The sequence below is a fragment of the Streptomyces sp. NPDC053367 genome (assembly GCF_044545925.1).
In the GTDB taxonomy this organism is placed as follows: Bacteria; Actinomycetota; Actinomycetes; order Streptomycetales; family Streptomycetaceae; genus Streptomyces.
In genome coordinates this window covers 461,048-472,904 of sequence record NZ_JBITYN010000005.1, presented here as the reverse complement: position 1 = coordinate 472,904, position 11,857 = coordinate 461,048, and the positions used below count along the sequence as shown (strand labels likewise).

At 71.0% G+C, this 11,857-nt stretch carries 14 protein-coding genes; 8 read left to right on the top strand and 6 right to left on the bottom strand.

All coding sequences use genetic code 11. The annotated features are described in order from the left end of the window. Nucleotides 1-39 precede the first annotated feature (39 nt). Both ACIGXJ_RS17550 and ACIGXJ_RS17545 read left to right on the top strand, forming a co-directional pair. Nucleotides 40-1,083 carry an NAD(P)-dependent alcohol dehydrogenase gene (locus ACIGXJ_RS17550; RefSeq protein WP_399645778.1) on the top strand — a complete coding sequence of 348 codons (1,044 nt, stop codon included), beginning with the start codon at nucleotides 40-42 and terminating at the stop codon, nucleotides 1,081-1,083. A gap of 112 nt (nucleotides 1,084-1,195) precedes the next feature. Continuing rightward, nucleotides 1,196-1,579: a VOC family protein gene (locus ACIGXJ_RS17545; RefSeq protein ID WP_399645775.1), complete on the top strand. Its 384-nt coding sequence runs from the start codon at nucleotides 1,196-1,198 to the stop codon at nucleotides 1,577-1,579. Between the two features lie 25 nt (nucleotides 1,580-1,604). Here ACIGXJ_RS17545 and ACIGXJ_RS17540 read toward each other — a convergent pair whose 3' ends face one another. After that, nucleotides 1,605-2,723, bottom strand: a complete 1,119-nt coding sequence (locus ACIGXJ_RS17540; protein WP_399645772.1) for a hypothetical protein — start codon at nucleotides 2,721-2,723, stop codon at nucleotides 1,605-1,607. A 143-nt stretch (nucleotides 2,724-2,866) separates the two neighbouring features. Between ACIGXJ_RS17540 and ACIGXJ_RS17535 the strand changes: the two genes are divergently transcribed. Further along, nucleotides 2,867-4,021: a cystathionine gamma-synthase gene (locus ACIGXJ_RS17535; RefSeq protein WP_399645770.1), complete on the top strand. Its 1,155-nt coding sequence runs from the start codon at nucleotides 2,867-2,869 to the stop codon at nucleotides 4,019-4,021. A gap of 3 nt (nucleotides 4,022-4,024) precedes the next feature. Here the strand turns inward: ACIGXJ_RS17535 and ACIGXJ_RS17530 are convergent, their stop codons facing one another. From ACIGXJ_RS17530 to ACIGXJ_RS17520, 3 genes are all read right to left on the bottom strand, one after another. Then, nucleotides 4,025-4,273 carry a hypothetical protein gene (locus ACIGXJ_RS17530; protein WP_399645767.1) on the bottom strand — a complete coding sequence of 83 codons (249 nt, stop codon included), beginning with the start codon at nucleotides 4,271-4,273 and terminating at the stop codon, nucleotides 4,025-4,027. Nucleotides 4,274-4,515: 242 nt separating this feature from the next. Further along, a complete protein-coding gene (locus tag ACIGXJ_RS17525; RefSeq protein ID WP_399645765.1) occupies nucleotides 4,516-5,019 on the bottom strand; it encodes a sigma factor-like helix-turn-helix DNA-binding protein in 504 nt (167 codons plus the stop codon). Nucleotides 5,020-5,264: 245 nt separating this feature from the next. After that, entirely contained in the window at nucleotides 5,265-5,771 is a 507-nt protein-coding gene (locus ACIGXJ_RS17520) for a MarR family winged helix-turn-helix transcriptional regulator (protein ID WP_399646004.1), read from the bottom strand. A gap of 163 nt (nucleotides 5,772-5,934) precedes the next feature. Here ACIGXJ_RS17520 and ilvA point away from each other — a divergent pair, with 163 nt between their 5' ends. The 3 genes from ilvA (at nucleotide 5,935) to ACIGXJ_RS17505 (ending at nucleotide 9,264) form a co-directional block, all read left to right on the top strand. Next, on the top strand, nucleotides 5,935-7,164 hold the full coding sequence (gene ilvA, locus ACIGXJ_RS17515) for a threonine ammonia-lyase (RefSeq protein ID WP_399645762.1): 1,230 nt from the start codon (nucleotides 5,935-5,937) through the stop codon (nucleotides 7,162-7,164). A gap of 277 nt (nucleotides 7,165-7,441) precedes the next feature. Next, a complete protein-coding gene (locus tag ACIGXJ_RS17510) occupies nucleotides 7,442-8,470 on the top strand; it encodes an ATP-binding cassette domain-containing protein (protein ID WP_399645760.1) in 1,029 nt (342 codons plus the stop codon). A 23-nt stretch (nucleotides 8,471-8,493) separates the two neighbouring features. Further along, the gene (locus tag ACIGXJ_RS17505; RefSeq protein ID WP_399646001.1) at nucleotides 8,494-9,264 is read left to right on the top strand and encodes an ABC transporter permease; all 771 of its coding nucleotides are present in this window, start codon (nucleotides 8,494-8,496) and stop codon (nucleotides 9,262-9,264) included. Between the two features lie 102 nt (nucleotides 9,265-9,366). On the opposite strand, the gene greA is transcribed toward ACIGXJ_RS17505, so the two are convergent. Together greA and ACIGXJ_RS17495 are read right to left on the bottom strand one after the other, a co-directional pair. Then, nucleotides 9,367-9,867 (bottom strand): transcription elongation factor GreA, encoded by a 501-nt coding sequence (greA, locus tag ACIGXJ_RS17500; RefSeq protein WP_399645758.1) that lies wholly within the window; start codon nucleotides 9,865-9,867, stop codon nucleotides 9,367-9,369. Between the two features lie 223 nt (nucleotides 9,868-10,090). Continuing rightward, on the bottom strand, nucleotides 10,091-10,489 hold the full coding sequence (locus ACIGXJ_RS17495; protein ID WP_399645756.1) for a DUF4307 domain-containing protein: 399 nt from the start codon (nucleotides 10,487-10,489) through the stop codon (nucleotides 10,091-10,093). 169 nt (nucleotides 10,490-10,658) lie between these two features. Here ACIGXJ_RS17495 and mca point away from each other — a divergent pair, with 169 nt between their 5' ends. Next, nucleotides 10,659-11,519, top strand: a complete 861-nt coding sequence (gene mca / locus ACIGXJ_RS17490; RefSeq protein WP_399645997.1) for a mycothiol conjugate amidase Mca — start codon at nucleotides 10,659-10,661, stop codon at nucleotides 11,517-11,519. Nucleotide 11,520: 1 nt separating this feature from the next. Then, complete coding sequence (locus ACIGXJ_RS17485; RefSeq protein WP_399645753.1) at nucleotides 11,521-11,751, top strand: hypothetical protein; 231 nt, start codon at nucleotides 11,521-11,523, stop codon at nucleotides 11,749-11,751. Nucleotides 11,752-11,857: the final 106 nt, after the last annotated feature.

Genomic DNA, 11,857 nt, shown 5'->3' with positions numbered 1-11,857 from the left:
CAGCCGGGTACGGATCACTCTGCTAGGAGAACCCCGGGCATGACCACTGTTGCTGCGTACGCCGCCCCCGCCGCCAAGGCTCCGCTGGAGCGCACCACCATCGAGCGGCGCGAGGTCGGCGAGCACGACGTCCTGATCGACATCAAGTACGCCGGCATCTGCCACTCGGACATCCACCAGGCCCGCGAGGGCTGGGGCGAGGCGATCTTCCCCATGGTCCCCGGCCACGAGATCGCGGGCGTCGTCTCCGCCGTCGGCTCCGGTGTGACCAAGTACGCCGTCGGTGACCGGGTCGGCGTCGGCTGCATGGTCGACTCCTGCCGCGAGTGCGACAACTGCAAGGCCGGCCTGGAGCAGTACTGCACCGGCGGCGGCATGGTCGGCACCTACAACGCGATCGGCAAGGACGGCGAGCCCACCTACGGCGGCTACTCCGAGAAGATAGTCGTCGACGAGAACTACGTCGTGCGCATCCCCGACGGCCTGAAGCTCGACGAGGCCGCGCCGCTGCTGTGCGCCGGCATCACCCTGTACTCGCCGCTCAAGCACTGGGGCGCCGGCCCCGGCAAGAAGGTCGCGATCCTCGGCATGGGCGGCCTCGGCCACATGGGCGTGAAGATCGCGCACGCCCTCGGCGCCGAGGTGACCGTGCTGTCGCAGTCGCTGCGCAAGAAGGAGGACGGCCTCAAGCTGGGCGCCGACCACTACTACGCCACCAGCGACCCGAAGACCTTCGAGGAACTCGCCGGCACCTTCGACCTGATCGTCTCGACGGTCTCCGCCCCGCTGGACTTCAACGCGTACCTCGCGCTGCTGAAGACCGACGGCGCCCTGGTGAACGTCGGCGCCCCCGAGGAGCCGATCTCCCTCAACCTCTTCTCCGTCATCGGCAACCGGAAGACCCTCGCCGGCTCCATGATCGGCGGCATCGCCGAGACCCAGGAGATGCTCGACTTCTGCGCGGCGCACGGGTTCGGCGCCGAGATCGAGCTGATCCGGGCCGAGGAGATCAACGAGGCGTACGAGCGCGTGCTGAGCAGCGACGTGCGCTACCGCTTCGTGATCGACACCTCCACGATCTGAGCCGTACTCCCGGCCAAGGCCTGCCCCGTACCCGCGGGGTAGGCCCATCGACCGACCCGTATCGTCCCCGGGACGGTGGTTCGGCGAAGGCCCGCTGCCTAGCGTGGAAGGCATGACCGTGCAGCTGAACCACACCATCGTCAGCGCCCACGACAAACAGGCCTCGGCCCGCTTCCTCGCCGACCTCCTCGGCCTGGAGGTGGGCCCTCGCTACGGCCCCTTCGTCCCCGTCGAGATCCCCAACGGTGTGACCCTCGACTACATGGACGTCCCCGGGGCCATCACACCCCAGCACTACGCCTTCCTGGTCTCCGAGGCCGACTTCGACACCATCTTCGCCCGCATCCGCGCCGCCGGCCTGCCCTACTGGGCCGACCCGTTCCACTCCCGCCCGGGCGAGATCAACCACAACGACGGCGGCCGCGGCACGTACTTCGAGGACCCGAACGGCCACAACCTGGAGATACTGACGCGGCCGTACGGCAGCGGCGGCTGAGGCCCGCCGCCGGCGCCCGCCCGGCTCAGCTGTGCAGCGTCGCCGGTGTGCCGCCGTTCGCCTCGTAGCCCGCGACCGCGAGGGCCCGGTATATCGCGAACTCGGCGGCCGGGTCCGAGGCGAGGGTCCACGGCAGGGCGCCGACGTGGCCGTCGACGTGGACCAGCTGGCTCATGGCCTCCGACCAGCGCTCGGCGCGGACCAGGAAGAAGAGCAGCAGGTGCCGGACGTGGGCGAGCATCGGGTCGTCGGCGCGCGCGGTGTGCACCGCGTGCAGTGCGCCGTGCATCGCCTTGGTGACGACCTCGCTCTGGTAGAAGCCGGCGACCAGGTTGACCTCGGGCAGGTGCTCGAACACCGCGAACAGCGGCATCGCCGCGAGCAGCGATCCCCGGGGGGCCCGCGCCGCCGCGGCCTCGGCGAAGGCGTAGGCCTGCTCGCGCGAGCCGTGCCACTTCTCGCACCAGTAGTGCAGGGCGGCCAGGTGGGCGCCCATGTGGGCGGGCGCGCGGTCCAGGATCTTCAGCCAGAGCTGCTCGAACTCCTGCTGCGAGTAGGCCAGGCCGCGGGCCACCGACAGCTCGATGATGTAGGGGACCGGGTCGCCGGGGGAGAGCAGGGCGGCGTCGGCGCACGCCGCCCTCGCCTCCTCCATGATGATCCGGAAGTCGTCCGTGCCCGGCGTCGACGTACGCCACGCCTGCTGCACCAGGAACTCGGCGTGCACCGCGGCGCCGCCCGCGTCCTTCGGCGCCTCCGCGCGCCACACCCGCAGCCACTGCCCGCCGGGCGTCTCGCTGACCCCGCCCGGCCGCTGCTGGAGCTCCAGCGCCGCCGCGCCGGCGAAGGCCTGCACGCGCTGCCAGCGGCGCTCGCCCTCGGTCTCGGTCCCGGCGAGCAGCTGGGCCGCCGCCCGGTGGTCCTGGGTGCGCTGCACCAGGTCCAGCACGTCCAGCAGGTCCTGGTCGGGGCCGGGCATGCGGACGTCCAGCTCCTCCTGCCGGACGAACCCGTAGTTCGCGGGGTCGGCGGCGTCCGGGTGCTGCGGGGACACCAGCTCGATGCCGCGGCGCCTGCGCATGACGAACGGGCCGAGCACCAAACCCAGCATGAGCAGTGCCATCAGGACCCAGAGAATCTCCATGCCTCAAGCGAACCAGACGGCGCCGACAATTGGCCAACCTGGGCCCCGGTCTGTGGAAAACCGCCTGTGGAAAACCGAGGGGGATCCCTCGTGCCCGCCACTCGTCCGGCACCCGCCCGTCAGGAGCACTACGCTCGGTGCACATGAGCGACAGGCACATCAGTCAGCACTTCGAGACGCTCGCGATCCACGCGGGCAACACCGCCGACCCCCTGACCGGGGCGGTCGTCCCGCCGATCTACCAGGTGTCCACCTACAAGCAGGACGGCGTCGGCGGCCTGCGCGGCGGCTACGAGTACAGCCGCAGCGCCAACCCCACCAGGACCGCCCTGGAGGAGAACCTCGCCGCCCTCGAGGGCGGCCGCCGCGGCCTCGCGTTCGCGTCCGGACTGGCGGCCGAGGACTGCCTGCTGCGTACGCTGCTCAGCCCCGGCGACCACGTGGTGATCCCGAACGACGCCTACGGCGGCACCTTCCGTCTCTTCGCCAAGGTCGTCGCCCGCTGGGGCGTGGAGTGGTCGGTCGCCGACACCAGCGACCCGGCCGCCGTCCGGGCCGCGATCACCCCGAAGACGAAGGCCGTCTGGGTGGAGACGCCGTCCAACCCGCTGCTCGGCATCACCGACATCGCCGCCGTCGCACAGGTCGCCCATGACGCCGGCGCCAAGCTGGTCGTCGACAACACCTTCGCCACGCCCTACCTCCAGCAGCCGCTGTCGCTCGGCGCGGACGTCGTCGTGCACTCCCTCACCAAGTACATGGGCGGCCACTCCGACGTGGTCGGCGGCGCGCTGATCACGGCCGACGAGGGCCTCGGCGAGGAGCTGGCGTACCACCAGAACGCGATGGGCGCGGTCGCCGGTCCCTTCGACTCCTGGCTGGTGCTGCGCGGCACCAAGACGCTGTCGGTGCGCATGGACCGGCACAGCGAGAACGCCACCAAGATCGCCGACATGCTCACCCGCCACGCGCGCGTGACGCGCGTGCTCTACCCGGGCCTGCCGGACCACCCCGGCCACGAGGTCGCGGCCAAGCAGATGCGGTCGTTCGGCGGCATGATCTCCTTCCGGGTCCAGGGCGGCGAGGAGGCGGCCGTCGAGATCTGCAACCGCGCCAAGATCTTCACCCTCGGCGAGTCGCTCGGCGGCGTCGAGTCGCTGATCGAGCACCCGGGCCGCATGACCCACGCCTCCGCGGCCGGCTCGGCCCTGGAGGTCCCGGGCGACCTCGTACGTCTCTCCGTCGGCATCGAGAACGTGGACGACCTGCTGGAGGACCTCCAGCAGGCCCTCGGCTGACGGTCACCAGCCCTCCAGGGGTGGGGTCGTCTCCGACGGCGGCTCCACCCACGGCTGGACCGTCACGGCCCAGACGGTGAACGCGACGACCGCCACGCAGAGCAGCACCCACAGCAGGCGCCGGACGACGACCTGCCGGTGCAGCAGCCGGCTGCCCAGGCGCACGGCGTCCGCGTACAGCTCGGGCGGCACCGGCGGCGGGGTCCGTTCCATGACCCGCCGCGCCGCGGCCTCCCGGTCGGCCCGGCTCATCGGCGTCTCTTCCCGTCAGGACCCGTCACGAGCCCGCTCCCTTCCCGGCCCCGCCTTGTCGTCCGCGACGCCTTCCGGTCCCGCCGCGTCGTCCACGACGTTTCCCGGTCCCGTCATGTCGTCCACGACGTTTCCCGGTCTTCTCGTCTTGTCGTCCACGACGCTTCCGGTCCCGTCATGTCGTCCACGACGCTTCCCGGCCCCGCCGTGTCGTCCACGACACCTCCCGGCCCGTTCGTCGTTCACGACGCCACCGCATTGGCGCCCACGACCGACGGTGCCGGTCCCCGCGGCGGATGCAGCAGGGTCGCCGTCGCGCGGTCGCAGACGGCCCGCACGCGCTCCACGGGCAGGCCCAGCAGAGCGGCGGCCTGCTCCTCGGCGACACCCTCGTAGAGCCGCAGGACGAGAATCAGCCGCTCCTGCGGGCCGAGCACGGCCAGGACGCTGTCCGGGTGCGGGCGCGCCCGGCCGAGACCGCCGTACTGGTGCCAGGCAGCGCGGGCGAAGCGGGTGGCGAGGTACTGGCGGGTGCGCACATACGGATCCTCGCCGCGCAGCCGGTCCCAGCACGCGTACGTGTGCGCGAGGGCGAGCACGAGCAGACGTCGCGCGCGCGGGTTGTCGTCCGGGACCTCCGCCGTGAGCAGTGTCGCGGTGTGCAGCAGCCGCCCCGAGGCGCCCGCGACGAACGCCTCGAACTCCCGGTCGCGGCGGGCGCCCCGGTCCGCTTGCCGTTCTCGCACCGCACCTCCCCCTGAGGGCGACCCTGAGGAATCGGGCCCCGGCGGCGCACGGCCGCCGAGTGGCGAACCGGCGTACGACGGGGTCCGGTCTCATATGAGGCCAGGGGTGCCCTTTCGGTCAAGAGCCGCGCAGCAGGCTCCGCGGGGCGGCCGGGGCGCTTCCGGGAGGCGGCCGTGGTCGGCGTACGGCCCTCCAGGTGCCCCGAGGCGGCGGCGCGCGGTGCTTCCGGGCGGCGGCCCGGTCGTCAGGACGCCGAGGCGGGCTCCTGCCCGGGCACGCCGTGCGCGCTCATCCGCGCGGACAGGGCGTCATTGAAGCGCGTCAGGAGCGTGCAGAACGCCTCGCGCTCCTGCGGGGCCCAGTCGTGGGTCAGCTCGGCCATCAACTGACGCCGGGAGGAGCGCACTTCCTCCAGCCGCGACAGCCCGCGCGGGGACAGCTGGAGCACCACGGCCCGCCCGTCCTCCGGATGCGAGGTGCGCTTGACGAGCCCGGTGTCGACGAGCGGGGCCACCTGCCGGGTCACCGTCGAGGAGTCGATGCCCATGCTCGCGGCGAGCGCCTTGACACCCATCGGGCCCTCCTTGTCGAGCCGGTTGAGCAGCAGGTACGCGGCGCGGTCCATGGAGTTGCGCACCTGACCGACCCCGCCGAGCCGGGTCTGTTCGGCACGGCGGGCGAACACCGCCACCTCGTGCTGCAGAGCGTCGAGGAGACCGGTGTCACCGACGGTCTGCATGTCCATCGACATTTCAGGTGTTGTGGGCATGGCCGGAGGCTCACTTCATGAAGGGGTGGCTGAGTTGGGGGACAGAGTACGCGGATGGGGGACGGGCCGTACCTGCGCTGCGCAAACCGGTCTCGGAGGTTGGTCACAACCGCGCTCGCGGGGTGTGAACTGCGAGACTTGAGCCATGAACCACCTCAAGGCCGATCCCCTGCCGCCGGTCACCCTCGACGACGTGCGCGGGGCCCGGAAGATGCTCGCGGGGGTGGCCCGGGTGACCGCGATGGAGGGCAGCCGGCACCTCACGCAGCTGGTCGGGGCGCCCGTCCACTTCAAGTGCGAGAACCTCCAGCGGACCGGCTCGTTCAAGCTGCGCGGCGCCTATGTGCGGATCGCCGGGCTGCTGCCCGAGGAGCGGGCCGCCGGGGTGGTCGCCGCGAGCGCAGGCAACCACGCGCAGGGCGTCGCCCTGGCGTCGTCGCTGCTCGGGGTGCGCTCGACGGTGTTCATGCCCAAGGGCGCCCCGCTGCCCAAGATCAGCGCCACCCGCGACTACGGCGCCGAGGTCCGGCTGCACGGCCAGGTGGTCGACGAGACGCTCGCGGCGGCCGAGGAGTACGCCCGGGAGACCGGCGCGGTCTTCATCCACCCCTTCGACCATCCCGACGTCATCGCGGGGCAGGGCACGGTCGGCCTGGAGATCCTGGAGCAGTGCCCGGAGGTGCGCACGATCGTCGTCGGCATCGGCGGCGGCGGGCTCGCCGCGGGCATCGCGGTCGCGGTGAAGGCGCTGCGGCCGGACGTGCGGATCGTCGGCGTGCAGGCCGCGGGCGCCGCCGCCTACCCGCCCTCGCTGTCCGCAGGGCGTCCGGTGGCGCTCGCCGGCCCGGTGACGATGGCCGACGGAATCCGCGTCGGACGGCCGGGCGACGTGCCGTTCACGCTGGTCAGCGAACTGGTGGACGAGGTGCGCACGGTCACCGAGGACGACCTGGCCACTGCGCTGCTGCTGTGCCTCGAACGAGCCAAGCTGGTGGTCGAGCCGGCCGGGGCCAGCCCGGTGGCGGCGCTGCTGAGCGACCCGGGGGCGTTCGAGGGGCCGGTGGTGGCGGTGCTGTCCGGCGGCAACGTCGACCCCGTGCTGCTCCAGCGGGTGCTGCGGCACGGAATGGCCGCACAGGGCCGCTACCTCGCGGTCCGGCTGCGGCTGACCGACCGGCCGGGGGCGCTCGCGACCCTGCTCGGCGTGTTGTCGGCGGCCGACGCCAACGTCCTCGACGTCGGCCACGTACGGACCGACCCGCGGCTCGGGCTCACGGAGGCCGAGGTGGACCTGCACCTGGAGACGAAGGGGCCCGCGCACTGCGCGGAGGTCGGCCAGGCACTGCGCGAGGCCGGGTACCGGGTCATCGACTGAGGTCACGTCCGGTCACGTCCGCCGCAACGGCAGGGTCGGTCACTCGTTCGAGCGAAGCCCATTGAGAGACGCGATACATCGCGATAATGTGGATCCGCGGCACCGATCCGCGGGCCCGATCCGCGGGCCCGATCCGCGGCACCGCCCCGGCGGGCCGCGCACCACCGCACAGCGCGCGGAAAACACCGAGCGGGCCGAAAAGCCCGAACCTAGGCTTTCCGAGGCAACCGCAAGGACGAAAACCGCAACGACGATCCCCAACGACGTGGAGACTCATATGCCAGGCGCCATTCACGCCGAAGGTCTGGTGAAGACCTTCGGCAAGGTAAGGGCACTGGACGGCGTCGACCTCGATGTCCCCGAGGGCACCGTCCTCGGCCTGCTCGGGCCCAACGGCGCGGGCAAGACCACGACGGTCCGCTGTCTGACCACACTCCTGCGCCCCGACAGCGGCCGGGCCGTCGTCGCCGGCCTCGACGTGCTCGCGCAACCCGACGAGGTACGCCGCTCCATCGGCCTGTCCGGCCAGTTCGCGGCCGTCGACGAACTGCTCACCGGCCGCGAGAACCTCCAGATGGTCGGCCGGCTCTACCAGATGAAGGCCAAGGCCGCGAAGGCCCGGGCCGATGAGCTGCTGGAGCAGTTCCACCTCACCGAGGCCGCCGACCGCACCGCCAAGACGTACTCCGGCGGCATGCGCCGCAGGCTCGACCTGGCGGCGGCGCTGGTCGTCTCCCCGCCGGTGATGTTCATGGACGAGCCGACGACCGGCCTCGACCCCCGCAACCGCCAGCAGCTGTGGGAGGTCATCAAACAGCTCGTCTCCGGCGGTACCACGCTCCTGCTGACCACCCAGTACCTGGAGGAGGCCGACCACCTGGCGCACGACATCGCGGTGGTCGACCAGGGCAGGGTCATCGCCCGCGGCACCTCCGACCAGCTCAAGGCCCGCACCGGCGGCGAGCGCGTCGAGGTCGTCGTCCACGAGCGCGAGGACATACCGGCCGCTGCCGAGGTGCTCACCGGCCTCGGCAAGGGCGAGACCGGCTACGAGGAGCACACCCGCAAGCTCACCGTGCCCGTCACCGGCGGCGCCAAGCTGCTCGCCGAGATCATCCGCGAACTCGACGTCCGCGGCATCGAGATCGACGACATCGGCCTGCGCCGCCCCACCCTCGACGACGTCTTCCTCTCCCTGACCGGCCACGCCGCCGCGACCGAGCCGGAGAACGAGACGGCCGACGGGGACAGTCCCGCCGACGCGGAGAACCGCGGCGGCACCCGCAGGAAGGAGGCCGGCCAGTGAGCGCCGTGAGCGATTCCCTGGTCATGACCCGCCGGAATCTGATCCGTATGCGTCGGATTCCCGAGATGATCATCTTCGGGCTCGTCCAGCCCGTCATGTTCGTGGTGCTGTTCACCTATGTGTTCGGCGGCTCCATCCAGGTCGGCTCGTCCACCTCGACCCAGGCGTACCGAGAGTTCCTGATGGCCGGCATCTTCGCCCAGACGGTCACCTTCGCCACGGCCGGCGCCGGTGCGGGCATCGCCGACGACATGCACAAGGGCCTCATCGACCGCTTCCGGTCCCTGCCGATGACCCGTGGCGCCGTCCTGACCGGCCGCACGATCGCCGACTCGGTGCAGACGACGCTCACCCTCGTCGTCCTGGCCGTCGTCGCGGTCATCGTCGGCTGGCGCACGCACGAGAACTTCGGCAAGGTGCTCGCCGGGTTCGGACTGCTGCTGCTCCTCGGCTACGCCTTCACCTGGATCGGCGCGCTGATCGGCCTGTCCGTGCGCACACCCGAGGCGGCGACCTCCGGCGGCCTGATCTGGCTGTTCCCGCTGACGTTCATCTCGAACGCGTTCGTCGACGCGAACCAGATGCCGACGTTCCTGCGGCACATCGCGGAGTGGAACCCGTTCAGCGCCACCGTGCAGGCGTGCCGTGAGCTGTTCGGCAACCTCCCCCCGGGCTTCAAGACGCCGGACGCCTGGCCCATGCAGCACCCCGTGTGGGCATCGCTGATCTGGTCGGTGGTGATCATCCTGGTCTTCCGTACGCTCGCCGTCCGCAAGTACCGCTCCGCGGCCTGAGCGGGCCGGGGCACCGGGCGGGCCCGGACGCGACGAGCCCCCGGCGTCAGCGAGGACGCCGGGGGCTCACCGGAAAGGCTCTGCGCAAGGCTGAGAGCGGGCTCAGTTCTGGTAGGGCTCGGCCTTGAGGATGCGCACGGAGGCCTTCTTGCCGTTGGGCAGCTCGTACTCCGCGTCCTCGCCGACCTTGTGGCCGATCACGCCGGAGCCCAGCGGGGACTGCGGCGAGTAGGTCTCGATGTCGGAGCTGGCGTACTCGCGGGAGGCGAGCAGGAAGGTCAGCGTGTCGTCCTCGTCACCGTCGAAGGCGATCGTCACGACCATGCCGGGGGCCACCGCGCCGTCCGCCGAAGCCGGGGCCTCGCCCACCTTGGCGCTCTCCAGAAGCTGGGTCAGCTGGCGCACACGGAGCTCCTGCTTGCCCTGCTCCTCCTTGGCCGCGTGGTACCCGCCGTTCTCACGCAGGTCGCCCTCCTCGCGCGCGGCCGCGATCTTGGCGGCGATCTCCGTGCGCGCAGGACCAGTAAGGTACTCAAGCTCGTCCTTGAGCTTGTTGTACGCCTCCTGGGTCAGCCAGGTGACGTTCTCGCTGGTCTGGGTCACAGGGTGCTCCTCGTCGGTACTGGGAATACAAAGCATCGCCCTACCCAGAAGAATGTTCCTTCATGAGTGGGCGAAACCACGAGCCTAACAATTCAGGGGCGGAAGGGGGAGGACATAAGTCACCAAAATCCCGTCAACGCAGGTCAGCGCCGAGTATTCCGAGCGACGGCCGCCGTGATCGGTTGACGTCGGCCCGCTGCCCGTCCTCGTGCGGGTGGGCGGCTCAGTCCTCGTGGCAGCCGACCAGCTCGGCGGTGGTGCCCCGCGAGGTGGTACGCAGCGTGACGACCTGGTCGATCCGGGTGGCGGAGCCGTCGAAGCGGAAGTCCGCCCGGCCGACCTCGGCGCCGTTCTCGGCCTGGGAGCGGACCGTGCAGTAGCCGGTGATCCCGGAGTCCTTGTGCACCTCCAGATGCACCTTCACCCGGTCGTCCTCGGCCTGGAAGCCGATCACCTGGGCGCTGATGTCGGTGCCCGCCACATAGTGGTAGCCGAACCAGCCCACCACGGCGAGCAGGGCGGCGCCGAGGGCGATGCCGACGACCTTGAGCGTGCGGTCGGCGCGTTCGTCCGAGGAACGGCCGTAACGGCCCTCGGGCAGTCGCGTACTCGCCGTACTCATGATCGTCCTCTCGGCAGTGCGGGACGAACGTCCCGAAAGGGGCCCCGGACCCGGAGCCGGAATTATTCGCCCCCCGATTCGGTCACTATAGAAGCCGCCGTTCGCACCCGGTCACCCCGGGCGCCGACTTCGACTTGAGGATTGAGTCTTGACTGACCAGCTGCGACTGATGGCCGTGCACGCCCACCCCGACGACGAGTCGAGCAAGGGCGCGGCCACCATGGCCAAGTACGTGTCCGAGGGGGTGGACGTGCTGGTGGTGACCTGCACGGGCGGAGAGCGCGGGTCCATCCTCAACCCGAAGCTGCAGGGTGACACGTACATCGAGGAGCACATCCACGAGGTGCGCAAGAAAGAGATGGACGAGGCCCGCGAGATCCTCGGGGTCAAGCAGGAGTGGCTGGGCTTCGTCGACTCCGGGCTGCCCGAGGGCGACCCGCTGCCGCCGCTGCCGGAGGGTTGTTTCGCCCTGGAGGACGTCGACAAGGCGGCCGGCGAGCTGGTGCGCAAGATCCGCGCGTTCCGTCCCCAGGTGATCACCACCTACGACGAGAACGGCGGCTACCCCCACCCCGACCACATCATGACCCACAAGATCTCGATGGTGGCGTTCGAGGGCGCGGCCGACGCCGCGAAGTACCCCGAGGACGAGTTCGGGCCGGTGTACCAGCCGCGGAAGCTGTACTACAACCAGGGCTTCAACCGGCCCCGCACCATGGCCCTGCACCAGGCGATGCTGGACCGGGGCCTGGAGTCCCCCTACGGCGAGTGGCTCAAGCGCTGGGACGCCTCCGGCCACAAGGACCGCACCCTGACCACGCACATCCCGTGCGCCGAGTTCTTCGAGATCCGCGACAAGGCGCTGGTCGCGCACGCCACGCAGATCGACCCCGAGGGCCCCTGGTTCCGCGTGCCGATGGAGGTCCAGAAGGAGGTCTGGCCGACGGAGGAGTACGAGCTCGCCAAGTCGCTCGTGGACACCACCCTCCCCGAGGACGACCTCTTCGCGGGCATCCGCGACAATGCCTGACATGAGCGCAAGCCTGGCACTGACGCACCTGGTCCCCCTCGCCGAGGAACTCGACAAGGACAAGGTGACCCCCGGCGTCCTCGGTTTCATCGTCTTCGCGGTGATGGCCCTGGCCGTGTGGGGGCTGATGAAGTCGATGAACCGCCACATGGGCAAGGTCGACTTCAAGGAGACTCCCGAGCGGGACACCGAGACCGACACCCCCGGCAAGGCCTCGCCCGCCAAGGGCTGAGCCCGGCCGCACACCGCGGGCACCGGCGCGGCCCGGCGTCCGGGGAGCGACCCCTGAAGGTCACTCCACCGCAGGTCACGCCGAGCCGCGCCGTGTGCTGTCCCGG